A 23,055-nucleotide genomic window follows, 5' to 3' on the forward strand; every position below is an offset into this window, starting at 1 on the left:
GATGAGCCTGACCCCGACCGAGTTCCAGCTGCTGGGCCGTCTTCGACCGGGGCACGACGACCTCCCGGTCCGGCAGCGGTATCGGCCTGACGCTGGCACGGGAGATGGCCGAGGCCGCGGGGGGCCGGCTCACTCTCGCCCGGGCGGCACCCACCACCTTCACTCTGCTGCTGCCGGCCATGGAGCCACCGCCGTCACCCGCTTGAGGCGGGCGGTGGCGTGACCGCCCGCCTCAAGCGACGCCCCCTTTCTACTCCTTGCCCTGGAACTCGTGGTTCGTCTTGGCGGAGGGGTCGGCGTGGCCTCCGGGGCCGTCCGACTGGTTCTCGTGCTCTCCGTTCTCCTCGTGCTCCCCGTGTTCGCCGTCACTCTTCGACGCACCGGACTGGTGCGCACCGGGGCCCGGCGGAGTGGGCTTCTGCACTGTGGTGGACACCGAGGACGCGGCATGAGCCGGCTCCGAGGACGCCATGGCGGCGCCAGGGGCCCGGCCTCCAGGGCCCGGCGAACAATGGTCACGGCGATCATCGTACGGGCGGGATGATGATCAGCGACCTGTACCGGGGCATCGCCTACTCCGCTGGCTTCTCCGGATGGCGCGAGGACCGCTTCACATCACGTTCCACCTCATAGCGGTTGAGCCCGCCCGCGGCGGCGTGCTCCGTCACCGCCGCCTGGACTCGCTCGGCCGCCGCACGCCACCGCTCCCACTGAGCCCGGTGCTCTTCTTCGGCCAGCCCTGCCAGCGCTCGGTGCTCCGCATCAGCGGATTTTTGCAGGTCGATCAGCTCATCGGTTACAAGACCAGACATGGGGTCGATTTTAGGGGCGGTGGTCCTGTGGGAAAGGCGCCGCAGCCGACTGCCGACCGGCCGGCGCGAGGAGGCAGGGGCTCTGGCGTGCGCGTCCAGCGGCTGACCATCACGGATGCATCACGTCGACCACCAGACGTGGGCCGCGCTGCCAAGGTGCGCCAATGCGTACCGCTATGACACTCACAGCCCTATCCGTCCTAACCGTCCTCGCCCTTACTGCATGCGGCAACGACAACAGCAGCGACGACCGGACGGCGCCCGAAACGACCCGTTCGGCGCAGGTGGAGACACCGGACGAGCCGGAAGTCACCGATACCCCAGAGGAGACGGCCACCCCGAAGGACGAGGAGCCTTCCGGGGAGACACCGAAGCTCTTCCCTGGCCGGGACGTGCGGCAGACGGATGGCGGCAGACGGATGAAGGAGTCATCGCGACCAAGGCAGCGTGGGGCGCCGACTGGCCGTGGGGTGCAGCGACGCGATCGGCGGGGGCGCCTACCTGAACGCCGCCAACGGGAAGAACTACCTGCTCAGCGGCACGATCAGTCAGCAGGGCTTCGTGGACGGGAACGCCGGTACGGACCTGTGAAACCAGGACAGCACCGACGTATTCGCAGAGTGGCAAGAAGCTCAGCAGCAGCCGGATGTCCGTCGAGTAATTCCGCTTCGACTCACGCTCCATATTCCGAAAAGGCGTTGACCGGACGAAATCCAAAAGATCCGCATCGACCATTCCGTCCGGCCGCCACCGGATCACCTGGCCGCAAACCGATCCGGGCCACCGCCTCCGGCAGGTCCCGTACCCCCAGAACCCCCTCAGCCGGAAGCGTCCCCCACCGGCCCGCGTCCGGTACACGCACCACTTGCCACGCACTCAACTACTGTCCCTCCTGACGCTTGAACTCACTCAAGCATCAGGGAAACGAGGAACTCGGTGACCCCGCGGCCGGCGAGGGTGTCGTCCACGTCCACGTCGGGGCCGAGCTGGTGTGCGACGGCTTGCAGGTAGCGCCGCTCGGCCCGGTACGGAGGCCGTTCGGACTCGTACGGCGGGGGCATCAGCTGATCGGGGTGGTGCTCGAGGAAGGTCCGGAGTGCTTCCACGGCGGCGGGCCGAGCCAGTTGGTGCACAGGCTCAGGTTGAGGGTGATCGCCCCGTCCGGGAGATGGGTGAGGTCTCCGCCTTGCACGGCGTTGGGGTCGCGTGGCAGATCCAGGGCAGTGTCCGTGGCAGCGGTGGCGCTGGTGCGCATGTGTACTCCTTGCAGAAACGACAGCAGCGCACAGGAGTCTGTGGCCGCAACCGGTGCCGGTGGTCCGGCATGCGGGATGGCCTTTAGGCGTAGGTTAGGCGCGAGCGGTGTTGTACTCCGGCTCTCCGCTATCAAGCACGCGTAGCAAGGACGCGGTGACGACGCGAGTCGAGCTGTCAACCTTGAGTACCCGGCACGGGAACTCGCCCCGACTGACCAGTGCATATCCCTTCGCCCGCGAAAAGCCCAACGCCTTCGATGCATCCGTGACGCTTGCCGTTCCGTCCCACGTGGCTCGAATGCGCGCGGCGCTGTACTGCGATTCCGGCAGATTTGCTGTTTCTTTGCGCAATTGAATACTCCAGGTCGTTTTCGGGTTGGCGTTCGGTGAGTCTGGCTAAGGGCGTGTGTGGCTGACAGGTCGTGGCTGCTGACCGGACGCGGCAGTGGCGTATTTATGATCTGTGGGATCGTCGGCTCGAGTAACCGGCGATACGGCCCAGTCGACTTGCGGATGGCCCTGGTGCTGCACTGCAGGCACTGTGCTGCAGTGATGATGTTGAGCCGGGCCGGTTCTCGGCGTATGTCAAGTTCCCATGAGTAGCCTCCTTTCGATTCTCCTATCAAGGTGCACTCGGAGAGGCTGTCTACTGGTTCCAGACTAGTCAATCAGTTCTTATGTAGTCCAGTGTTGTCGCTTACTTGATTGCTCAGTTGAAACCTATGGGTTGCTTGTCGGATGCCCCTGGCTCCTGACGCGATGGCAGAGTCTTGACGTGAAGACCAGCGGCCATAACGAGGAGTCCCTGCTTGGAGGTGCCGAGCCCGCGCCAGGCGGCCGGTGCGGCGGAGGCGGAGTAGCGGATCGCAGTGGCTGCAGCCCGTGAGCGCGCGGCCGAACACCGGCCCGGCGGCCCGTTGTCGCGCTGGGATACCGTTCCGACGCCGGGTGTGAACGGAATCGACATGGTCTGGCGGTGCAGGTGCACCTCGGAGTGGTCACCGATCGGTGACCACAGCCTCATGTCACCGGCGGGTCAGGACCGGACTGGGGGGGGCCACGCCTCTACTTCGTTTGTGGGCGGCGCCACCGCCGGGTGAGTGCGCGGCAATCGCCGCAACCTCCATCCAGCACTTCTCTTGGTCCGTCATGTGCGCAGCGAACCGTGACTGGCTCGCGTCACTGCGCGGCACCGACCAGACCCAAATGATCACTCTCGACTTGGCGAAGCTGATCGCCAGTACCGGGAGGAGACTTGAGGGCACGACCCTGCGAGTCAAACAGACGCAGTGCCGAACCCGCAGTACGGCACGGTCGAGATGCCAGATCGGCACTTTGCGCGAGGAGCCATTTCATGCTCGTTTACGATCGATGCATGCCGTCGCCCCTTCCCACGTCCCTTGCTGTGTCCGACGCCATCACCCACTACCGCCAGCTGCGCGAGCTGACCGTCGACGAGCTGGCCTATGTGCTCCGGATACTCGACCACCCGATCTCGGCCGACACCCTCGCGGAGATGGAGCGATGCGCTCGCCCCGTGACCGTCGACGACCTCGTCGCGATCTCCTATGCGCTCGACACGACCCCCGCGGTGCTGCTGTCGCACATCCCCATCGACATGCCGGAACCCGAGGGGCCCCTCGCCACCGGGCTCCCGAGCGACGTCGACCAGACCGAGCTCCGCGCCTGGCTCGAAGGAAAGACCACACTCGACCGCGAGTCGCGGGTGAACTGGTGGAAAGAGCGGGCCGCCCGCCTCAGGGTTCGGTCGGCGCACCACGAAGAACAGCTGCAGGGCGCGTACGCGGAGCTGCGCGAGCTCGGTGATCTGGCATTCCAGGAAGCAGACGCCCCGCCAGTGCAGCGTCTTCAGTGGCGCATTCAGGACGGCGAGCACGCGCTCAACCAGTCCGAAGTCGCACTGGCGCTGACTGAGCATCGACTCGACAATCTCCGAGAAGATGCCTGACAGCTTAGTCCTGGCCAGTCAAAGTTGCCTATGGATAGGCGACTTTGACTGGCTTTCTGTTGTTAGGTGGTACATCCGGTACATCAATCTGCAACCCTGATAGGGCGCTTGTGAATGTGTTCGCAAGCGCTGATGTACGGGAAGAGAGCTCGCACGTCGGTCAGGTGGTCCTCAAGGGGGCCAGCCTCGGTTCCCGGGCGTGGTCGGGATCCGGGTCTCGGGGATGCAATGTGGAAGTGTGGAGCCGAGACGCTGGTCCCTGGAAGAGGGCAGCACCTGGACACGCAGGGCTGAATGAGAGGTGACGGGGGCGGTTATGGCTGAGGATCAGCCTCAGTTACCCGTGCAGCCGACACAGGGCCATGCAACAGCATCACGGGCCGTGCCGCCGCGACCGCAGGTTCCGCCCGTTGTCACGGCCGAGCAGTGGGCCGCCGGGTTCCAACAGACGCATTACCGCGAGCCGACGATGTCCGAGTGCCTGGCCGCCGTTCAGGCTGGACTGATCGCTCCCGAGCGCCGGCCTCGTGATCCGTCGATGCAGCTGATGGCCGACGGGGCCAAGCAGGTCGTCAACGGTGCCCGGGACTTCTTCAACACCAAGGTCGCGCGGGCTGTCGAGAACTCTGGAGCCAAGGAGTTCCTCAGCAGTCGCGTTGCCCCCGCCGCGCAGAGCGCTGCGCGCTCGATGCAGCAGAGCACCTCGCGTCCGGGACTGGCCAAGCTGAGGGGGCTGGCCACCTTCATCCTTCCCGCCGCGGCGTTCCTGGCGATCATCTCGCTGTTCATGCCGGTCGCTTCAGCCATGGGTTTCTCGGTCAATTACTTCAGCGACGAGGCCGGAGGTGAGGGTGGCTTCCTGCTCTTCATCATGCTCGTGGCCATCGCTGCCTCTGTCGTGGCAGTCATCCGCAAGGCGAACTGGTCCCGCGTCACCGCCGGAGTCGTGGGCATCGTCGCAGGCCTGATCGGCCTGATCGCCGGTTTCGGGACCATGGGCTCCGTCAGCGGCACCCGCTACGCCTCCGTCGGGGCGGGCGTGGTGCTCCTGGCGCTGCTGTCGGTCGTGATGCTGGCTGCTGCAGTCCTCATCCCGCTGTCGCCGCGTCAGACACCTACGATTCCGCCGATGCCACCGGCCCAGCCCCCGCAGAGCTGACCCAAACCGGCTTTCCAGAACGAACGAAGGAAGAACACCATGAACTCCACCAGGACCGCACGTGCGACGCGGACCAGGATCGCCGTGTCCGCCGCGGCCCTGGCTGCGGGTGCTCTCATGCTCACCGCCTGCAGCGGGAGCAGCGATGCTGCTTCCTCGCAGAGCCCCAGCGGCAGCCAGGCCTCCAGCTTCGACGGTGCCTACATCTCCATCACCGACGGGGCGCGCGGCGGCATCGCCGCCATCGACGGCCACAAGATCACGTACATCAACGTCACCGCTGGCGACCAGCAGTGCCAGCTGACCACGAAGGCCCTCGACGACATCAAGCACGGCTCGATCGTCAAGGACGGTAAGACCGACAAGGGTCAGTACCAGGTTCTCTCGGCCGGCACGATCAACGACAGCCGGACCAGTGTGCTCTGGGACGACGTCAACGGCTCCGACCAGACAGGTACTGACCCGGGATCCGGCTCGATCTCGATGTCGAACAGCATGATCACACTCGGGTACACCTTCGCCTATGCGATCGACCAGGCCCAGCTCATCCCCGCCGACAGCGACCAGGCGAAGGCATTGATGGCCAAGGACTGCAATCAGCACGGCTGATTGCCACACCGCCCAGGCAGCACAGAACCCCGTGGATATCACGTCCACGGGGTTCTGTCGTTTCTCTGATACCTACTTCTGGAGCTGCTGTCCTCAATCGTCTCCGGTGGCCGGCCGTACTTCAGCGCGTGCTGCTCGACGAAATCCAGCTCAGCCCACGCTGCCGACTGCCGGATCCTCGGCCGGGCGACCACGACGAACACCGTGGCACTGATGGCGATGTTGAGCAGCCACCACCCAGCCAGCAACACCGTCAGCACCACAGGCAGACCGTCCTCGATCGCCATGGTGACCAGAACGACCAAGCCTGCGCTGTTGACCAAGAGGCTGGCCACGTACCCCTCGAATGTGCCGAACAGGCGCGCCAGAGTCCGCGGCTCGTCGCGATGCCGCACAGCGCGCATTATCGTTCCCGTTCCTGCTTCTGGCCAGTCGGCCGCGCCGAGCACGCGTCCTACGCGCTCCACTCAGGGCACCCCGGCCCTGAGGCAGATGGGAACCGGCGCGGCGGCCAGCCGTCCCTCGGTTGGTCCGGGTCAGACTCCGGCTGCGCCTGGTGCGCGGACTCCGGCTCGGACACAGGCAGCGCGTCAGCCGAGTTCGACGCCGACGCCGCGCCAGACGCCCGCCCCGCGGGTGACCGTGACCCGGGCGCAGGTCCGCGAGGTGGACACCTACGCGGAGGCGTGGAGCAACGGCCGCCGAACCCTGATCGAGCTGTGCCGCCTGGCCGGATGGGACGTCCCGGGCCACGTCGCCGGTGCGCCCGGAGAGGTCATGGCGTACCACCTGAACCGGGGACTGGTGCACGTGCGCGGCCACCGGCCGGCCCGCGGTACTACCGACTGCGTGCGGGCCGTCGCGGCGGACATCGTCGCCGTCCGGCGCCTGCTGCGCCAGCTGGACGAGGAACTGCGTGAGGACCTGGTGGCGGCCGACCGGGCGGGCCGTGACGAGAATGGTGAACCGCAGCGCGGCCACTGTGAGGACCTGGTGCGCGCCGCCGAAGGAGGCATGTCTCGTGTGCCGGTCTTCAAGGTACTGGGGGTGGCCGACATCCTCGGTGATGCGCAGGAAGCCTATGCGCAAGATGCCCCCGCCGCCCCGTGCTCCCCCCACTGCGCCCTGCTTCGGGCGGGGGACAACGTGGTCCTCCGGGTGGACCCGGACGGGACATCCTTCCCCGCGGCCTACAACTGGGTGGCGCCCATGGTCGAACTGCTGCGTGACGCGGGACTCTCGGCCGCCTGGGACGGTCCCTCTCACCAGCTCCTCGATGTCCTGGCCGCGGGGAAAGAAGACGCCACCATCACGCGCGCCGCCTGACCGACCGGCAGCATTGCCGAGGCGCGTCCGCTGAAGCCTTCCCCCCGCTATCTCACCTCTTAAGAGGTGAGATAGCGGGTTCGATCAAACCAGTTCCGGGGCTGCCGCTCGAGCCATCTGTCATTGGGACGGGAGCCGTCCGGGGTCGCAGAGGGGGCCGCTGACAGCAGAGCCAGCGACAGACGGCCGGGGCGAGTGCGACCTTGTTTCGACCGAAACAAGGTCGCACAACTTCGGTTTGGACGAGCCAAGGTTGAGGGTCGGCACGTACATCGCGAACATGCCGTACGTGCCTGAACGACCCGGAGATACCTGTCAGGCACGGGCCACGGGAACTACTTGCCTCACATGCCTTCTCCGAACTAAGAGTTGATGTAACGGTGAGGCCAATGCCGCGCGACTCGGACGCTGTGCCTATCACGAGCGGCAGCCGGACGGCTCGTGGGCCGTGCTGCTGTATCCGCTGGACGGCCGGCCCGCACAGGCGCAGCCGACCGAGGAGCCGGTGAGGACGTTGCAGTCCTCGCCGGACTGGCCTCGATCCTCGCGGACGCAGCGATGGCCGAGGGGAGCACGGTGCTGCACACCATCGACGGGGACCCGTACCGGCTCGCGCGGGAGTACCGCGCGCGCCACCCGGGCGGCCGCCCGGCGGTGAACCGCATGTGGGCCTCCGTGCAGGGCGCGCCCGAGGAACTGGTGCCCGCCGGGTGAGGTTGGCGGAACTCCCGTGCGGAAGGGCCGCGGTTGGAAGACTCTTGGTTATGAGCAACACGACTACTGCGGGCGTGCAGCCGTACCCTCCGGGCACGCGGTGGATCTTCCGGTCCAAGAACGGGTACGTCCACACCGAGGAGCTGGCGCTGTCCTGGCTCGTCGGGGGCGCCGAGCCGATCTGTGAGGACCCCTCGGCGGAGGGGCAGCCGGCGGACGTCCTGTGGCGCTACTGGGCAAAGGGCGCCAACCATTATCACGAGCGGTGGCCGGAGGCGTTCCGGCCGGGCGAGGTGCACATCTCCTGGCGGGTGGTCTCGCCGATGCCCGACAACGGGGTGTTCGAGGGGGCGCCCTACACCCGCGACCCGCGTCATCTGCCGCGCCAGTCCCAGGTGGACGAGGAGCAGGACGATTTCCTGGCCCACTACTCGTTCCCGACGCACGCCGTTTCCGGGGAGCGCCTGAACTGGCTGCGGCTGCCCGTGCTGGACCGGACGTGGCGCGAGGACCGGGAGGACGTCGGCGGCTTCGTCCAGGAGGCGTCCGGGTGGAAGCCGTCGCCGCTCCAGCTGGCCATGGACGTCGTACAGGTGGCGCGGTGCTCGGGGCTGTGGACTCCAGAGCTGGCGCTGATGAGCGGGGACCTGGACGACGGTGAGCAGTACGCGCTGGGCAACTGGCTGGCCGAGCACCAGGAAGGCATGGACAGCGACGTGTTCGACGCCCTGTACGCGAAGCTCGGCAAGCACCACCAGCGCGACTTGGACGACTCCATCTCGGACTGGGCCGACAGCGCGGTGGGCGATGCGAATTGGAGGGGCTGACCTGCCGGAAGACAGTTCGTCTTCGCCACGGGTCAGCCGACGGTGAGCTGGGGGCGCTGTACCGGGTGAGCTCGGCCAGCTCAGGTTCTACTCAAACGGCCGGGCAGGCACGCATCCTCTTGGCAGGGTCGGTGACATGAGTGCCATCGACTGGGGCAGCGTGCCCACCTGGTTCAGCGCCATCGGCACGACCGGCGCTCTGTCCACCACCATCGGCATCATCGTGCGCGACCGCCGCAAGGACGCTCGCGAGGACGCGGCCCGCGTCGTTGTCTGGTTCGAGCGGCCCAGCGCCAACGAGACCGACTACGACGTGGACCAGACGCGCATCGGGCTCATCCATGCGCGCAATACGGCTGACCGCCCGGTGTTCGGTCTGCACGTCGTGGTCTTCCCGGACGACGGCGACCGCCTCTTCATGGGGTCGAGGCCCCTCGCACGGGTCCTCGCTCAGGGCGAGGAAGAGGTCTTTCCGGTGCCGTTCAGGACGTTCGGCATCGCTTCCGAGCCAGCGCCCGAGCCTATCGCTGTGGGATTCCAGGACGTGGACGGTGTCTGGTGGCTGCGTGACCTGGAGACTTCGATTCTCCATAGGCAGCGGCTTAGGCGTGGTCGTGTGCGGGCTTACCTGCGTAAGCAGGGGCTGTTCATCAGGAACTTCGGGTGGAAGGCGTTCGACCTGCGCTTTCGTCGCCGTGTGACTCCGAAGCGCCCGAGCTGGCGGCGGTAGCCGTGGGCGTCTGCGGCCGCAGGTACCTGCCCTGCTCGTCGACCAGGACGCTTTTTCCTGTATTAGGCATGGCGCGGCGGCTGCGCCGCCGGTCTGAAAAGATCAGCCCGCCAGGGCACTCATGCAGGTCGGGAAGACCAGCCAGCCAGCACAGCACAGCACAGCACAGCACAGCACAGGACAGCACAGGACAGGACAGGACAGGACAGGACAGGACAGGACAGGCGGATCGGCCGTCTGGCGTCCGACTGCGGCGTGCTTAGTCCGTCTTATTCATGTGTCGGGCGTCCCGGACTGCGAGTTGGTTGATCGTCGGCATGCCGACGAATACCGGCGATCTCTTCCGCCTCTCGTTGATGTCAATCTGGCTGATCTTGTCGTGGGTGGCGGTGAGGCTGACGGTCAGTTGCTCGACGTCGCCCAGCCATCCTTCTCGTTCGGCTTCGGTGATCCTGGCGTGGAGGTTTTCGCGGATCTCTTCCAGACGGGGCCGTTCGTCTGGCCCCACGATCAGTACCGGGCATCGCACACAGGCTTCTCTGAACTAGCGTTGGCGGGTGCGGATCACGTCTCGTCGGAGCCGATTGCGGCGTTCAGGGCCCGCAAGGCGTCATCGTATTGGTGACGGTCGAACTGAAACGGACCGAATGCCACGTAGTCGCGAGTCTTGCGGTGCGGTTGCTCGAAGGAGTCCCAGATCACGAGGTCGGCTGTCGCGGTGATGCGGGCCATGAGCGGCCAGCATCCCCACTCGCCGCATTCACAACCGAGAACGGGTGTCTTCGGCCCCATCGCGTTGGTGGACCGTCCGAGGAAATGGTCCTGCATCGGGCCGAACCGGAAGAACTGCGGGATCAGACCGCCGTAGGCGTTGCCTGCGGGCTGCATCCCGGCCGCGATCTCGAACCCGTCGATCAGCTCGGTGAGTGGTGCTCCGTCGATGCGGGGGACGATCACGAGCGCGCCGCCGTCGCCACGGTGCCGGCAGTCGAAGCGGATCTCATTGCTGGTCATCCAGTGATTCTCTCAGCGAAGCCGTTCCCTCCTCCCGGATGGGTTGAGCTGGGACCATGCGTGGCATGCCGAGGTCGATCGCCGTGCCGCCAGGAGTTCGTCGGTCCATTTGAACAAGCTGGTCTTCGGCGCCAGCCAGGCTGACCCGGAGTCCTTCGACCTCACCGAGCCAGCCTTCGCGCTCGGCCTCGGCGATGCGGGCGACGAGGTTGTCGCGGATCCCCTCCAACCGGCTGCGCTGGAGTAGCTGGCCTAACTCAGGCAGCACGAAATTCTTCGGATCCCTGTCGGGACGCTGTTCACCGGGCATGCCGGGAAGCTAGCAGAAACCCTAACTGACCTGCGAAAACACGTGAGTTGGTTCGGTCAACGTGCCTGACACTCATTTCGCACCCGAGATAACGCGGGAACTCGCCGCGAAGCCTCGATCGAGCCTCATGCTCTTCCTCTTCTCCTCCTGCCGTGCAAAAGACGACGCACCCGGTGAGGACGATCATTGCGATCATCCTCACCGGGTGCGTCAGCCCTTCACGCTCGCTCGATCAGTCCTGCGGCTTCTCGCGCCGGCGCCGGCGAAGACCACCGGCCGGCCGCTGCTGCGGCTCCGGAGTCTCCACGCTTCGAGGGGCCGGAAGATCAGGATGATTCCCGCCCGAGGGGCTCTGCTGGTTCGGTGCACCCGTGCCGAACTGTGTCTGGCCCGTCTGACCGGCGACAGCCTCTCCGCTGGTCGGGACAGAACCAGTGCCGCCGGCGCTGCTCTGGCCTCCAGAGCCGCCACGAGGGCTCGGCGGCTCCGTGGACGAGGCCAGGACCTCACCCGGGATAACCCTGCCGCCGCCCGAGTTGTACCCGAGATTCGACAGGCCGCCCTGGTTGCTCAGATTCTGTGCCGTCTGCTTGTCCGAGTGCGAGCTGCCCGCTCCGCCACTGGTCAGCTGCAGCGGACCGCCCTTGTCGTCGGGACCGTCGCCCTGGCCGGATGCGCCCAGCGCACCAGCAGGACCGCTGCCGCCCGGCAGGGCCTTGGCGTCGTCACCGCCGCCGCCACCGGAGCCACCGCTGCCAGGACCACCGTCCAGTGCCGGGCTGTTCGGATCGCCCGGGCCCCCCTCTCCGCCGCCCTCCAGGGCCAGCGTCTGCCTGCCCGCGGTCAGCGCCGTGGCGTCGCCGTTCGTGCCGCCGGCGTTCGTCGACGCCGTCTTGCCCGCGGGCTTGCCCGTGCTCGGAGACGCCGGGCCGCTGGTCTTGCTGTTGAACCCGCCTGCGAGCTTGTTGCCCATGGCCATACCCGCGCCGGCCCCTGCGCCTGCGGCCAGAGCAGGCATCAGCCCACCCTTGTCCGGCTTCGGCATGGTGTTGGTCTCCAAGAACTTGTCCACGAGTTTGGTGACCACCTCGTCCATCGCCTGCAGCACCGTCTTGCGGACCCGCAGCAGAGCGAAGGTGATGCCCATGATCAGCAGCGACGAGATGAGCGTCAGGATCACCACGATGATCCCGCCGAGCGCAGCGCTGCCCCACAGGCCGCCCGGGCTCATGATGCTCGACACGGGCCCGGCAATGATGTCCGGGACCGAGATCAGGAACTCTCCGACGAACTGGTAGATGAACAGCGTGACGAGGACCTCCAGGATCAGCGCCATGGAGTAGACGATTACCTTGGCGATCGCGGCCATCGCGCCCAGCGTCGCGAACGGCACGGCTGCCACGAGGCCGAAGGTCCTCTTGATCGCGCCGGCCAGCATGCCGATGGCGTACCAGAAGCCGAGCAGGACGATGGAACCCAGGACCGTGGCTGAGTTGGACCAGTACATAAACTTCGCCGGCCCCGTACCCACCTGGCTGACGGCCATGTGGTTCTCGCGGGTGAAGCCGGACGTGACGTTGTTCGAGCTGTACATGTTCAGCGAGCTGGAGCTGAACCCGGTGTTGAGGTAGTTGTACGCCGCCAGGGGCGACAGGTTGCACGAGGGGGGTGTCTTGCCCACCGTGAAGCCGCAGTTGCTCTTCGTCCCGGTCGTCGTGAAGACCGTCGAGTCCTTGCCGGGACGAGAGGAGGTCAGGCCCGTGCCGTCGGTCGAGATCACCGGGTGATCGACCGGCTTCGGCCCCTTCTCCTCACCGAACTCCTCCACGTCGCCGTAGCTGCTCTTGTTGACAAACCAGCTCTTCTTGACATCCGCGCTCTCGTCCAGCTGTGTGATCGAGGTCTTGATCCCCGACTCGAAGTCGGAAGCTGCGATCTCGTTGCTGCCGATGTACTTGCCGATGATCCCGAAGGTCGAGAACACCGCCTTGAGGTCATCCGACGCACCGGTGCCGGCGGAGACCGTACCTCCCTTCCAGGCCGACTCGGCGTCGTCGGCCTTCGTGCCGATGCTGATGCCGTTGAACGTCGCTCCGTGGGACTGTTTGTTGATCGCCAGCGCGCTCGTGCGCACCGACATCATCGCGTCAGAGCTCGCCTGGTCGCCGTTCCAGGAGACAGTGGCCTGGTCCGGGATCCCGAGGCGGTCGTTCATCATCCACGCCTCGAAGTCGACGTAGGTGCTCAGCACGACGCGCGTCGGACCGGCATGCTGGCCGAGAACCGAGTTGTCGAACTTGTCGAGCACGCTGGTGTACATCGAACCGATGAGCGGCAGGCCGACGCCGATGAAGACGACGCGCACGATGAACTTCTTGATCGCCGAACCCCGGTCCATCTTCTTGAACATGACCAGACCGATGAGCAGGAAGCCCATGAAGACCGGCACCAGTGCTTGCCACGAGATATCGACAAGCAAGCCGTACCAGCCACTGATCCAGTGCTCGAGGCCCGAGAGCGCGCCGCCTCCGGTGTCACCTCTCGTCATCCCGTCGGCGAAGGTCGGATTGACCGACCTGACCGCCTGGTAGAACCACATGAAGGGGTTGATGAGCTTCAGGAACTGGAGGACGATGTAGAACAGCGTGCCGACCGCCAGCGCCAGGGCGTAGAGGACCCAGATGATGGAGCCTCCGATCACGCTCACGATCTGACCGCCGATGCCCGAGGACATCGTGTCCAGGCCGAGGTCAGCGTTCGCCGCCCCGAAGTGCGCGTAGTCGAGCATGCCCGAGTACTTCGCGTTGCCCTTGTCGTCTTTCGCTGCCAGGGTCTCGTACGTGACGGTCTGCGAAGACCCCGAGACCTCGGCGAAGAACCAGCCCACGATGTTGCCCAGGCTGAATTCCGGGTCGGCGTAGCCGAGAATGGAGCCGCCCGAAGCAGGACTGCTCGTGACCGGCTTCCAGTTCTTGTGCATGCCCTTGTCGTTCGACGGCGAGTTCTTCTCGCTGAAATACGAGCTCGCGTTCGAGGCCAGCTGGTAGAGGCTGTAGTTGTCGCGCTCCTTCTGGTCGTCCGCGGACGCCGGCGAAGAGGTCGCCATCATGAAGACCGGCACGAACAGCGCGGCCAGGAGCACGAGGGCGAGCCCGCGCGCGAGCCTGCCCTGGCGGGCTCCACCACCGCCGTGGCCGGCCCAGGCACGCAGCCGCGCCACCCCCGTGATCGTCCCGTTCACCGTCTCTCCTCTATTACTCGCCTTCGTATCAGTGCTGACCTCGTTCATGCCTTGACCAGCTTCTCCGGCTTGGGCTTCCTCGCTGGCCGCCTTGCGCCGTCCTCTGGCTGCTGCAGGCTCTTCTTGCCGTCGCGGCGCTTGCCCCCGTCGCTCTGGCCCGCGTCAGCCTCGCCGTCGCCGCCCTCGCTGTGCTTCCGGATGCTGGTGAGGTTCGCGCCCGGTGCCGGCTTGTCGCGCATGATCGCGTCCATCCGCGCCGCCTCTTCGGCCCTGGCCGCCTCCAGGCGGACCTGCCTGCGCTGGGCCTCGCGGTAGGGGTTGATCCCCAGTGCCAGGTCCAGGTGGAAGACCACGTTGGAGACGCCCCGGCGCAGGTACGTGAGGTTCTCGCCCTTGGTCGTGATGAGCTGGGCGAGATCCGGCGGAATCCGCTGGTGCAACTGCTTCTGGTATTCCGCCACCGTGCCGTCGCGCATCGGGCCGAAGAGCGTGTAGTCCGCGGCGTCGAACTTGTTGAAGTCGCTGTCGGCCAGCATCGTGTCGACGTCGTTGTAGCTGTAGACCACCCGGCCGCCGCGCTCGTGCATATGGTCGAACTGGTCCTTGATGTACTTCTTCACCCGGTCGTCGATGTGCTCGGTGCCGTGGATGATCACCGTGTCGCCGAGCCCCAGCTTGCCAACGGCGAAGCCGACGATGTTCACCAGCTGCGCCATCGCCACGCCCTTGCCGCGGCGCATGAGCCGCGAGAAGTCGTAGACCACGCGCCGCGAATCCCGGACCCCGTCCACGGCCGAGGCCGTGTGGTTGTTGAACAGGTCGCCGTTGGTGCTCAGCATCGCGTTGGCGATGCCCCTGAGCACGTTGTAGGCGCGCAGCTGGTCCGGGTCGGTCTTTCTGGAGTTCAGCAGCGCCTTGTGCGCGGTTGCCACGTAGGAGACGAACATCTGAAGACGCGGCACCTGGGTGTGCGGGATGTTCACCACGCGCAGGCGGTGACGCTGCTCCTTGGCGTTGTGCCGCCACATGCCCTGCTCGATGTAGAAGTCGGTCGCGGTGCCTTCGAGGGCGCTGCGGATTATCGAGCCGATCGCTCCGTCGCTGGTCTCGTACAGCTGCTCGAACATCAGCTTGAGCTTCTCCATCTGGGCGGAGAAGACCGTCAGCTCGTCCTCCTCCTCGCCGAACATCTCGAACATGTTCACGTCGCCCTGATTCAGATCCACGCGCGAGGTGAGCCGCTCGAACTTCGGGCCGAGCCTGTCGAGGTTCGCTCCGTCGAGGATGAGGTGGACGACCTGGCCGTTGTTCAGCAGCGCCGCCTGAGAGATCTTCGAGCACCACATGTTGGCCACCCGCTGGCGGTTGAGGTACTCGCTGAGCGTGGCGTCGGCGACGATCGCGTGGTGGTCGTAGGCATTGACGTCCATGAGCACGGCGCTGTCGTTGACGTCGCCGACCATGTAGCCGACGTACTCGCCGCCTCGGTCGTTGAGGCCATTGGTCACCAGCGAGTACGAGCCGGCCAGCTCGGTCGAGGTGAAGTGGAAGCCCTTGCCCTTCTTCTTCTCGCTGTTCTTCCACAGGCCCGAGAGCTCCTGGCGCTGCTCGCCGGCGTAGGGCGCAGCCTTCAGCGTGCCGAATCGGTCGATGTACAGACGCGTGACCCGGTCGATCGTGTCGTCCAGGGTCGCCAGATCGGGGGCCTTGAGGAAGAGCCGGTTGTGCACCGAGAGGTAGCTCGCACCGTCCTGGATCTCACCGATCGTGATCCCGAGGTCACCGGAGATCTTCGCGGCCTTGCGCTTGGAGGAGGTCGTGCCCGTTTCCTCCTGCTCGTTCGCATCCAGCCGGTCCAGCCTCTCCGACTGCTTGGTATACAAGTCGATCCACTTCTCATCCATCCGCCTGACCTGCTCAAGCACGACGGCGGTGACCCGCTCGTCCAAGCCGTCCGGGATCCGGTCGATACCCCAGAAGGCGGCGAAGTTGTCGTGCGCGGCGTCGTCGTGGAAGTACGCCAGGATGCAGGCGACCGAGCCGTCGACCTCGAAGTAGTCGGAGCGGAAGAGGTACTTCTCCTTCGGCTTCAGCGCGAGCAGGTGAGGGTAGGCGGCGAACGTGCCCTGGAGGTGCTTCACCTCCCGGCGGCGCTGCCACCAGTTCTTCTTAGGCTCGGCGGCCTCATCGGCTGCGCCGTCCGCCGGCGCAGTGTCCTGCACGCCCTCAGCCTGAGCAGCGCCGTCCGCGCGCGGATCATCGACCACAAACTCCGCGGTCTCATTCGTCTCGTCAGGCTTCTTTCCCGGAATGCCGAGCTGTGCCCGGACTTTCGTCATCAGCGCCATGGTGTCCTTCGTTCGTTCCTCGTCGTGGTGGCCGGCCTGGCGCTGGTCAGTTCAGCGACGCCTTGGGATTGAGCAGTTCGTCGTCGATGCCCTGGTAGAAGACCCGGAGCATCGGCAGGGCCTCCTCGCGGTCGAGCAGTGCGGCTTCCTTGATCATCAGAGTCGAGCCGCCGACCTCCGCCTGGAGGACCTGATGCCCCTTGCGCAGTGCGTCGGCGTTCTTGCCCTTGAGCAGCAGGTACTGGTGGATCGAGGTGAACTTCCCGCCCACGTGGTGCGTGAGAATGTCGTATTGCTCGTTCTGCAGCTCGATCAGATCGGGATCGCGGACCTGCAGGGCCTGGTTGCGCCGTTCCAGGTTCGCCACCTGGTGGTAGATCCGCTGCGGCTCCTTCGTCGTGATGAAGCTGTGCTCGCAGGCCGTCTCGACCTTGCGCCAGAAGGAGTCGACCCGATCGAGGATCCTGACCCGGTCCTCGTCGAAGAGCAGGTAGCTGGCCGAGCCGACGACCAGGTAGACCCGGCCTTCGCCGCCGTCGGAGAAGCGGATCAGCCCGTCCTCGCCGATCCCGTCGATGCCGACGATCGAGTAGAAGTCCGTGGGGTTCGAGCTGCGGCGCGTAAAGACGTGACGGGCCTTCGGCGGCAGGTAAGCCAGGAAGGCCGGCACACGCATGATGCGCAGCTCCTTCGTCTTCATCAGCCCACCGAAGTAGGCGATCGCCGCCAGTCCCCAAAGAACGAAGAACGTGATGGCCACCGGTCCCGAGCTCGCCACGAACGTCGACGTGCTGAACCACAGCAGGGCGAGGATGCCGCCGCCGAAGAAGAGCAGCTGCTTGATCGGGGAGGGCTTGGCCGCCCACCCTCCCTTGCTCAGCGTGATCTCGTGGTCGAGGAAGCTCCTGTTCAGCGAACTCGGCACCTTATAGGACAGCTTCGCCATAAATCTCTCATCTCCCACTGCGATCACAATGGTCATTGCTCGGTCTGTAAAAAAGCCCTGATGTATGAGGTGTGTGGATGTCATCCTATCTTGGATAGGGCATTCGAATCGAGAGCGAAAGGGGTTTGAATGGCGACACCCGATGACTCTGACTAACAGGTCCGAGTCGTCGGGTGTCGTCTGAGCGGCTGACAGAGCAGCCATGCCACGGAAGTAGAGGCGCTCAGCCCATTGCTACGGCCTCGAAGCGCGGAACGTCGTCGCCCAGGTCGAGCACAGCCAGCGCATCGGCTGAGCCGTCCCGGTCGAGGATCTCCTGACGGACCGGTACCCCATCAAGCTCTGCCTGCTCCGAGTGACGGAAGTGGTAGTGCCCGGCGACGCACAGCGTCTCCTTGGCCGGATCGAGCACCGAGAGCACCCGCGCGGTGTGCACCCGCTGCGCCTCGCGCGCGTACGCCAAGTCGTCGGGGTGTCAGCCGTGGCCGTCGCCGAGCCGCTGCTGCAGCCCCGGGACCGCCAGTGCGCTCCTGCTGGCGGCGCAGGCGCTGACCGAGGGGGTCGTCCGGGGCGATGAGGACTGCACCGATGATGCCGGACGAGCTCGGCAAGCCACACCCCGGATCTCCACCTGGGCCGGACCCTCGATGACGCCTGGATCGCCTGGCTGGCGCGCCGCGAGGCATGATGGTTCACGGGCCGCTTTGAGTGCTGTTGCCCCCGGCCACGCACCGCGTGGTGGTTCGCCCGGGCAGGTGACGGCATCGCGCGGCATCCCCGAGCCGGTGCAGCGGCACCGCGTGTCAGTGATAGTCGGAGCGGGAGAACTGTGCTCTTGCTGGTTGTCGGCTCGTGGCCAGATGGAGCACTGCCACGAAGGCACATCGCAATAAACATGCCGGAAGCGGAGGCCCTGCGACTTCTGGTCGAGAACGGGCTGGCACAGTGGGAGTCCACCCGCCAGGCGAAGTAGCGCAACCATCATCAGCCCTGTGAGGGATGGGCCGGCGGACCGCGCCGGGCCCACCACTCTGAAGGGGTTCCTCATGCCCGATTACTCCGCCCTCGGCCGTCAGGAGCAGCGGGAGGCACAGGAGACCAGGGGCCGTCTGGCCAGCTTCGGCGTCTTCGTCAGCGTCTTCCAGGTGGCCAAGGCCGAGGAGGATGTCAGCGCCTGGCACGCTGGGCGTCTGTCCAGCGCGCTTCTGTGCGCCAAGAACGGGTGGGAACTGGGCGGACTGCGACCGGAGTTCGGCGAGAACAAGCAGCTCGGGCGTGTCGTCTACCTATCCCAGACCACTTTCACCGAGGTGGTCGGCGCGGCCCGTCAGCGCACCGAAGCGGGCCAGCCGACGCTCCTGGGGTACAAGGTCGCCGACGGCGTAAGGCACATGCCCGTCATCACCGTCCTGCGGCGCTCGCGTACCTCGGTCGAACAGCTGCTGACGGGCCGGGCGGGCGAGTATGAGGACTTCCCCGGCCTCCGGGTGGCGGAACTCCCGGTCAATCGGCCGCACGACCGGGAACACGGCGTCCCCTGCGCCCTGTGCGATGTATACGGGGCGCAGCGCCTTCGCCGTGACCAGCGCCGCCGCCCCGGCTTGGTCTGCGACGATTGTGCTGACACCCTCGACATGACCATCCGCATGTGGCCCATGCACCTGGACTGAGCGGTACTGTCCGCCCGCCCCACAGCCGGGCCATTCCGTACGCGCCTTCGAGCATGGCCCGGCTTCGGGTAGTCGCCGTGGGAGTCCGCGGGAAAGAGCGCCGTGTGGATGACCGCGGGCGCGCTCACTCCCCCTTCGACCCAGACGAGGTCCGGACGGTCCACTCTCAACGCCCAGGCAAAGGTGCCCTAACCGAACTCAGGAAGTGAACAAGCCCCACCCGATCTGCGGGTGGGGAGACGTGCTCGGGAGTGAAGAGCGGAAAGGGAGCAGAAGTCGCGGTCTTGTGTGGCCGCATGGGCCCGGGTGTCACCCTCGTAGAACCGACGTGGTGCGGGGCGTGGTCATAAGGCGGGGTGCAGGCGGGTGGCAGCGGCCAGTTCGCGGACGCCACTGGTGTGGGGGTGGCGTTGGGTGAGGCCGGTCGGATATGGTGGCGCGCCATACTGGCCGGGCCGCCGGGCAATCGGCGGCTGCTCCCCGCCCACGCGGGGGTGATCCATGGGACGCTGCAGGCGCCGCAAGGTCCAAGCCATACTCCCCGCCGCTGCGGGGGTGGCCCAAAGCCTAGGGGCACGTTGTACTGCTCCCCGCCTGCGCGGGGATATGAGAGCCCCACCCGCAGATCGGGTGGGGCTTCGCCGTCTATGCGACCTCAGCCACGAGCGGGGTCGGCCCACCCAGTGCCTGATCGCCGAAATACTCGGTATACCGCTCACTGCCGTAGATGAGCGACCATGGCCGGAGTGGCTCGCCGAGGACCCTGCCCAGCGGCCCAGAATGCCGCCCTGGACACTGCTCGGCGCCACCCGGGATCCGGGGTGGCGTCCAAGGCCTGCTCCGCCGACGCGCGGGCCTACGCCTTGCGCCCGACGCCTCCGATGGCGATGACCTCTCCGGAGGCGGCGCCCGCACCCGGCTCGGGCCGCCACTCGGCCAGTGGTACGACACCGGGCTTCAGCAGCTCCAGACCCTCGAAGAAACCGGCCAGCCGCTCCGGACTGCGCACGTAGTAGGGGACCGCACCGCTCTCGTTGTAACCGCGAGTGGCCTCGACGTTGGCTTTGTGGGTGTCCACACTGTCGTTGAACGCCAGATAGCTGCCGGGCGGCAGCGCCCGCAGGATCGTGCCCACGATCGTACGGGCCTCGTCGTAGTCGGATATGTGCCCCGAGACCTGCATCAGGGTCAGGGCGACCGGCCGGCTGAGGTCCAGGGTCTTGGCTGCTTCACGCAGGATGGTGTCGGGGTCGTGCAGATCGGCGTCGATGTAGTCGGTGGCGCCCTCCGGGGTACTGGTGAGCAGGGCGCGGGCGTGGGCCAGCACCAGGGGGTCGTTGTCGACGTAGACGATGCGTGCCTCAGGGGCCACCCGCTGGGCGATCTGGTGGGTGTTGTCGGCCGTCGGCAGGCCGGTGCCGATGTCGAGGAACTGCCGGATCCCTTCCTCGCCCGCCAGATACCGGACGGCCCGGCCGAGGAAGGCGCGCGAGTCGCGGGCGAGATCGGTGATGCCGGGGAAGACCTCGCGGAAGGCTTCGCCCGCCACGTGGTCGATGGGGTAATTGTCCTTCCCGCCCAGCCAGTAGTTCCAGATCCGGGCGGAATGCGGCACCGTCGTGTCGATCATCGCTAACGGGTCCGTGGCGGGGGCGGACGAGTGCTCGGTCACCGGGCAACCTCCTGGTTGCGTTCACATTGTTGGCCTTGGGACACAACGTAGAGTCACCGGCCCCCCGCCGGGCGGCAATTGACCAAGGCACAGGCCTCAGCTCGTCGGCGGGGTGCCCAGGGACCGGACGAGCCGGGGCAAATCGCTGAGTGCCCGGTACTGTCGGCGGCCAAGTGGCGACCCGGCGGGACGACCTTGGAGAACGCAACAACGAGCCGTCTGGGACGGCCGGCTCGACGCGCCCGCCCGCAGTGATCACCCATCCGGAGGGTTGAGCGTGCGACAGCGCGGTATGGGCCCTTACGGTCGCGGTGCCCGTCCTGACAGGAGGCGGGATGGGCGGTCCCGCGCCCCGTCGCACGTTGCACGGGACCGCCCCCGCCCACGGGACTGTGCGCCATCGGCGATGGTGAGGACCTCGCGCGGGGACCGCCGCTTGATCGAAATCGCGCGTGCGCAGATCTCGGCGTAGTGAGCGCCGCCCAGCCTTCGGTGGTGCGCAACCGGCCGTTAACCTGGCCCTCCAAACTTTCGGTGGTGCACAACGCCGGGGTACTGTTTCAGACGAGACAGCACGCCTCGGCGTGGTCCAGACATGGCGAAGGGCCCGCCCCCGGTGGCCGCCGAAGGTCAGGCCCTTGCCTGGCGTGCAGCTAGTGAGCCCGGCCGTCTGTTGTTCGGCCGGGCTCATTGCTGAGCACGTGTCATACAGCCGGGGTCATGTCAGGGTTACTGTTCGCTAGCCCTAGCTGGAGCCGGCGTGGCCGAAGGAGTGCAGCGCGGGCTCCAGCACTCACGCCCTGCACACCGTCGCCCTCGTGCTCTACGCGGCCCGGTTCGACAGCGAGCCCGATCAGATGCCCGTGGGGCAGCGAGCTCGGCTCGCTGGTCTGTCTGTTCCTGTCCGGCTCACAGCCGGACAGGAACAGTGCGGTCTCCTCCATCGGTTCTCAGCACGAGGATTCCGCAGTGCCCTTCCAGACGACCAGAGAAGGCGCGATCCGCCCTTCATACTAGATGATTGATTCCAAGGTCAGTTGCCGTTCCGTGCGCGACGATGCTGCCTGACGTGCCGTTCGTAGCAGCGGGTGCAGTAGCCCTTCGCCCGGTGCGGTTGGCCACAGCCGGGCACAGTGCAGGTCGTCCGGCCGTAGGTCTGCGACCCCGGGGTGGTTCGGCCCGTGCGGTACCGCTGGTAGTAGTGCCGGGAGCACAGGCCCTTGGCCCGGATCTTGGTTGCCGGGCAGCCGGATACCGAGCAGCGTTTGCGAGCCCGCGGATAGTAGTTGTCGATCACTGCCCGGTTGAACTCGGGTCGGCCCACCGCAGGTGACGCAGGGTCGGGAACGTGATCCCCAGCTCAGAGTACACTTCGCGCAGCGGGCGGCCTGAACGCACCGCATTCAGCACCACGGCCTTGATGCGGTCGGTCTCCTCGGTGGTGAGCGATGCCCAAACTGGGGGAGGTACGCGCACTCGCGCGGGGCGCCGCCCTTTGGTGCGGCTGCGCGCGGCGGCCACCAGGAGACGGTCGAACTCCGGGTCGGTGCGGCGCAGGCGGTCCACGGTGCTGGGCGAGCAGCCGGCGGCCGAGGCTGCGGCAGTGAGGGGCAGCCCGCAGCCCACGGCGTGCAGGAGCGCCGCACGCAAGACGATCCGGTCATGTATGGTCCAATGCCCTGCGTCCGCGCTCGACGGCCTTCTGTACACCGGACGGGGTGAGGTCGACGGTCACCTGCTTGGAGATCTGCTGGTAGGTGAGGCGCCGCCCGTCCTCGTCCGGGGTGTTGAGGGCGGCGAGGGCCTTGTCGCGTTCGGTCTGGAGGGCGGCGACGACGGCCTGGTGGTGAGCCTGGGCGGCGGTGGCGCGGTGGTAGCGCTCTGTGGGGTCGGTGATGTCGTCGAGGTGGGTGGCGACCTCGGCGGCGACGTCGGTGGGCTCGGCCTCGTAGCCGGTGGTGGGGGTGGTCATCGGTTCCTCCGTCAGCAGATGTCGTCAAGGCTGTAGGCGGTCAGGGCCAGTCAGTGCATGTCCAGGCCGTAGGTCTCGATGACCTCTTCAGGGAGGTGGTCGGCGATGACGCGGCTGTAGTCGTAGTAGGACGAGGCGTTCATGTACTCCTCATCGCTGTTGATCGCCTCCCACAGGTTCATTCCGCACGCCTCGAAGATGTCTTCCAGAGAGACCCCGGGGATCTCCTCCAGCTCGGCAAGTTCGGCGGCGGAGCGTCGGTGTACGCCCGTCAGGGACAGCAGGTAGGTGGGCAGTACGACCAGCGGGGCGCCGCGCCAGCCGTGCTTGCGCATGTCGGCGGCGATGGCGTCGCGGTGCTCTTCGTCGCGCACCTCGTGAAAGGGGGAGTAGGCGGTGGCGTCGATGAGGTCGAGGCCGAGCGGGTTGATGATGCCCTGCGTCGTCTGCATAGTCTGAGTATTAATACTGTGGGTATGT

Annotated in this window: 26 protein-coding genes; 10 read left to right on the forward strand and 16 right to left on the reverse strand. The window is 66.5% G+C overall.

Features of this window, described 5'->3' with window-relative positions; all coding sequences use genetic code 11:
* Window positions 1-92 precede the first annotated feature (92 nt).
* Window positions 93-206, forward strand: a complete 114-nt coding sequence (locus tag JK364_RS58365) for a hypothetical protein (protein ID WP_372462097.1) — start codon at window positions 93-95, stop codon at window positions 204-206.
* Window positions 207-250: 44 nt separating this feature from the next.
* Here the strand turns inward: JK364_RS58365 and JK364_RS51935 are convergent, their stop codons facing one another.
* Both JK364_RS51935 and JK364_RS51940 read right to left on the reverse strand, forming a co-directional pair.
* The gene (locus JK364_RS51935; RefSeq protein ID WP_201858473.1) at window positions 251-472 is read right to left on the reverse strand and encodes a hypothetical protein; all 222 of its coding nucleotides are present in this window, start codon (window positions 470-472) and stop codon (window positions 251-253) included.
* A 100-nt stretch (window positions 473-572) separates the two neighbouring features.
* The gene (locus JK364_RS51940; protein WP_201858474.1) at window positions 573-812 is read right to left on the reverse strand and encodes a hypothetical protein; all 240 of its coding nucleotides are present in this window, start codon (window positions 810-812) and stop codon (window positions 573-575) included.
* Between the two features lie 447 nt (window positions 813-1,259).
* On the opposite strand from JK364_RS51940, the gene JK364_RS51945 reads away from it, so the two are divergent.
* Window positions 1,260-1,403: a hypothetical protein gene (locus JK364_RS51945; RefSeq protein ID WP_201858475.1), complete on the forward strand. Its 144-nt coding sequence runs from the start codon at window positions 1,260-1,262 to the stop codon at window positions 1,401-1,403.
* A gap of 314 nt (window positions 1,404-1,717) precedes the next feature.
* On the opposite strand, the gene JK364_RS51950 is transcribed toward JK364_RS51945, so the two are convergent.
* Both JK364_RS51950 and JK364_RS51955 read right to left on the reverse strand, forming a co-directional pair.
* Window positions 1,718-1,918 carry a hypothetical protein gene (locus JK364_RS51950; protein WP_201858476.1) on the reverse strand — a complete coding sequence of 67 codons (201 nt, stop codon included), beginning with the start codon at window positions 1,916-1,918 and terminating at the stop codon, window positions 1,718-1,720.
* Window positions 1,873-2,067, reverse strand: a complete 195-nt coding sequence (locus tag JK364_RS51955) for a hypothetical protein (protein WP_201858477.1) — start codon at window positions 2,065-2,067, stop codon at window positions 1,873-1,875. The genes JK364_RS51950 and JK364_RS51955 overlap by 46 nt, the downstream gene beginning before the upstream one ends.
* Before the next feature lie 1,406 nt (window positions 2,068-3,473).
* On the opposite strand from JK364_RS51955, the gene JK364_RS51960 reads away from it, so the two are divergent.
* The 3 genes from JK364_RS51960 (at window position 3,474) to JK364_RS51970 (ending at window position 5,805) form a co-directional block, all read left to right on the forward strand.
* Window positions 3,474-4,037 (forward strand): DNA-binding protein, encoded by a 564-nt coding sequence (locus JK364_RS51960; protein WP_201858478.1) that lies wholly within the window; start codon window positions 3,474-3,476, stop codon window positions 4,035-4,037.
* A gap of 316 nt (window positions 4,038-4,353) precedes the next feature.
* Window positions 4,354-5,196 carry a hypothetical protein gene (locus JK364_RS51965; protein ID WP_201858479.1) on the forward strand — a complete coding sequence of 281 codons (843 nt, stop codon included), beginning with the start codon at window positions 4,354-4,356 and terminating at the stop codon, window positions 5,194-5,196.
* Window positions 5,197-5,235: 39 nt separating this feature from the next.
* A complete protein-coding gene (locus JK364_RS51970) occupies window positions 5,236-5,805 on the forward strand; it encodes a hypothetical protein (protein ID WP_201858480.1) in 570 nt (189 codons plus the stop codon).
* A gap of 38 nt (window positions 5,806-5,843) precedes the next feature.
* On the opposite strand, the gene JK364_RS51975 is transcribed toward JK364_RS51970, so the two are convergent.
* Window positions 5,844-6,200: a hypothetical protein gene (locus tag JK364_RS51975; protein WP_201858481.1), complete on the reverse strand. Its 357-nt coding sequence runs from the start codon at window positions 6,198-6,200 to the stop codon at window positions 5,844-5,846.
* Window positions 6,201-6,447: 247 nt separating this feature from the next.
* On the opposite strand from JK364_RS51975, the gene JK364_RS51980 reads away from it, so the two are divergent.
* The 4 genes from JK364_RS51980 to JK364_RS51995 all read left to right on the forward strand — a co-directional run bounded on the left by JK364_RS51980 (window position 6,448) and on the right by JK364_RS51995 (window position 9,402).
* On the forward strand, window positions 6,448-7,131 hold the full coding sequence (locus tag JK364_RS51980) for a hypothetical protein (protein WP_201858482.1): 684 nt from the start codon (window positions 6,448-6,450) through the stop codon (window positions 7,129-7,131).
* Between the two features lie 558 nt (window positions 7,132-7,689).
* Window positions 7,690-7,845: a hypothetical protein gene (locus tag JK364_RS51985; RefSeq protein WP_201858483.1), complete on the forward strand. Its 156-nt coding sequence runs from the start codon at window positions 7,690-7,692 to the stop codon at window positions 7,843-7,845.
* A gap of 50 nt (window positions 7,846-7,895) precedes the next feature.
* Window positions 7,896-8,672, forward strand: coding sequence for a hypothetical protein (locus JK364_RS51990; RefSeq protein WP_201858484.1), 777 nt, complete (start codon window positions 7,896-7,898; stop codon window positions 8,670-8,672).
* A 136-nt stretch (window positions 8,673-8,808) separates the two neighbouring features.
* A complete protein-coding gene (locus tag JK364_RS51995; protein ID WP_201858485.1) occupies window positions 8,809-9,402 on the forward strand; it encodes a hypothetical protein in 594 nt (197 codons plus the stop codon).
* Window positions 9,403-9,661: 259 nt separating this feature from the next.
* Here the strand turns inward: JK364_RS51995 and JK364_RS52000 are convergent, their stop codons facing one another.
* The 7 genes from JK364_RS52000 to JK364_RS52030 all read right to left on the reverse strand — a co-directional run bounded on the left by JK364_RS52000 (window position 9,662) and on the right by JK364_RS52030 (window position 17,724).
* Window positions 9,662-9,910: a hypothetical protein gene (locus JK364_RS52000; protein ID WP_307841692.1), complete on the reverse strand. Its 249-nt coding sequence runs from the start codon at window positions 9,908-9,910 to the stop codon at window positions 9,662-9,664.
* A gap of 56 nt (window positions 9,911-9,966) precedes the next feature.
* On the reverse strand, window positions 9,967-10,416 hold the full coding sequence (locus JK364_RS52005; protein WP_201858487.1) for a hypothetical protein: 450 nt from the start codon (window positions 10,414-10,416) through the stop codon (window positions 9,967-9,969).
* Window positions 10,403-10,726 (reverse strand): hypothetical protein, encoded by a 324-nt coding sequence (locus tag JK364_RS56545; RefSeq protein ID WP_230993863.1) that lies wholly within the window; start codon window positions 10,724-10,726, stop codon window positions 10,403-10,405. The genes JK364_RS52005 and JK364_RS56545 overlap by 14 nt, the downstream gene beginning before the upstream one ends.
* Window positions 10,727-10,958: 232 nt before the next feature.
* Window positions 10,959-14,015, reverse strand: coding sequence for a YggT family protein (locus JK364_RS52015; RefSeq protein WP_201858488.1), 3,057 nt, complete (start codon window positions 14,013-14,015; stop codon window positions 10,959-10,961).
* The gene (locus JK364_RS52020) at window positions 14,012-16,306 is read right to left on the reverse strand and encodes a hypothetical protein (RefSeq protein WP_230993864.1); all 2,295 of its coding nucleotides are present in this window, start codon (window positions 16,304-16,306) and stop codon (window positions 14,012-14,014) included. Before JK364_RS52020 ends, JK364_RS52015 begins: the two co-directional genes overlap by 4 nt.
* Window positions 16,307-16,361: 55 nt before the next feature.
* Window positions 16,362-17,261 (reverse strand): hypothetical protein, encoded by a 900-nt coding sequence (locus JK364_RS52025; protein WP_201858490.1) that lies wholly within the window; start codon window positions 17,259-17,261, stop codon window positions 16,362-16,364.
* Between the two features lie 223 nt (window positions 17,262-17,484).
* The gene (locus JK364_RS52030) at window positions 17,485-17,724 is read right to left on the reverse strand and encodes a hypothetical protein (protein ID WP_201858491.1); all 240 of its coding nucleotides are present in this window, start codon (window positions 17,722-17,724) and stop codon (window positions 17,485-17,487) included.
* 583 nt (window positions 17,725-18,307) lie between these two features.
* Between JK364_RS52030 and JK364_RS52035 the strand changes: the two genes are divergently transcribed.
* Entirely contained in the window at window positions 18,308-18,931 is a 624-nt protein-coding gene (locus tag JK364_RS52035; protein WP_201858492.1) for a hypothetical protein, read from the forward strand.
* Window positions 18,932-19,787: 856 nt separating this feature from the next.
* Here the strand turns inward: JK364_RS52035 and JK364_RS52040 are convergent.
* The 4 genes from JK364_RS52040 to JK364_RS52055 form a co-directional block, all read right to left on the reverse strand.
* Complete coding sequence (locus JK364_RS52040; RefSeq protein WP_372462096.1) at window positions 19,788-20,603, reverse strand: SAM-dependent methyltransferase; 816 nt, start codon at window positions 20,601-20,603, stop codon at window positions 19,788-19,790.
* Window positions 20,604-21,896: 1,293 nt separating this feature from the next.
* Complete coding sequence (locus JK364_RS52045) at window positions 21,897-22,169, reverse strand: hypothetical protein (RefSeq protein WP_230993865.1); 273 nt, start codon at window positions 22,167-22,169, stop codon at window positions 21,897-21,899.
* Between the two features lie 94 nt (window positions 22,170-22,263).
* Window positions 22,264-22,575, reverse strand: a complete 312-nt coding sequence (locus JK364_RS52050; protein WP_201858494.1) for a hypothetical protein — start codon at window positions 22,573-22,575, stop codon at window positions 22,264-22,266.
* Window positions 22,576-22,625: 50 nt separating this feature from the next.
* Window positions 22,626-23,027: a ParB N-terminal domain-containing protein gene (locus tag JK364_RS52055; RefSeq protein ID WP_201858495.1), complete on the reverse strand. Its 402-nt coding sequence runs from the start codon at window positions 23,025-23,027 to the stop codon at window positions 22,626-22,628.
* Window positions 23,028-23,055 lie beyond the last annotated feature (28 nt).

Origin of the sequence: Streptomyces endocoffeicus (assembly GCF_016741935.1) — a bacterium.
Taxonomy (GTDB): Bacteria; Actinomycetota; Actinomycetes; order Streptomycetales; family Streptomycetaceae; genus Streptomyces; species Streptomyces endocoffeicus.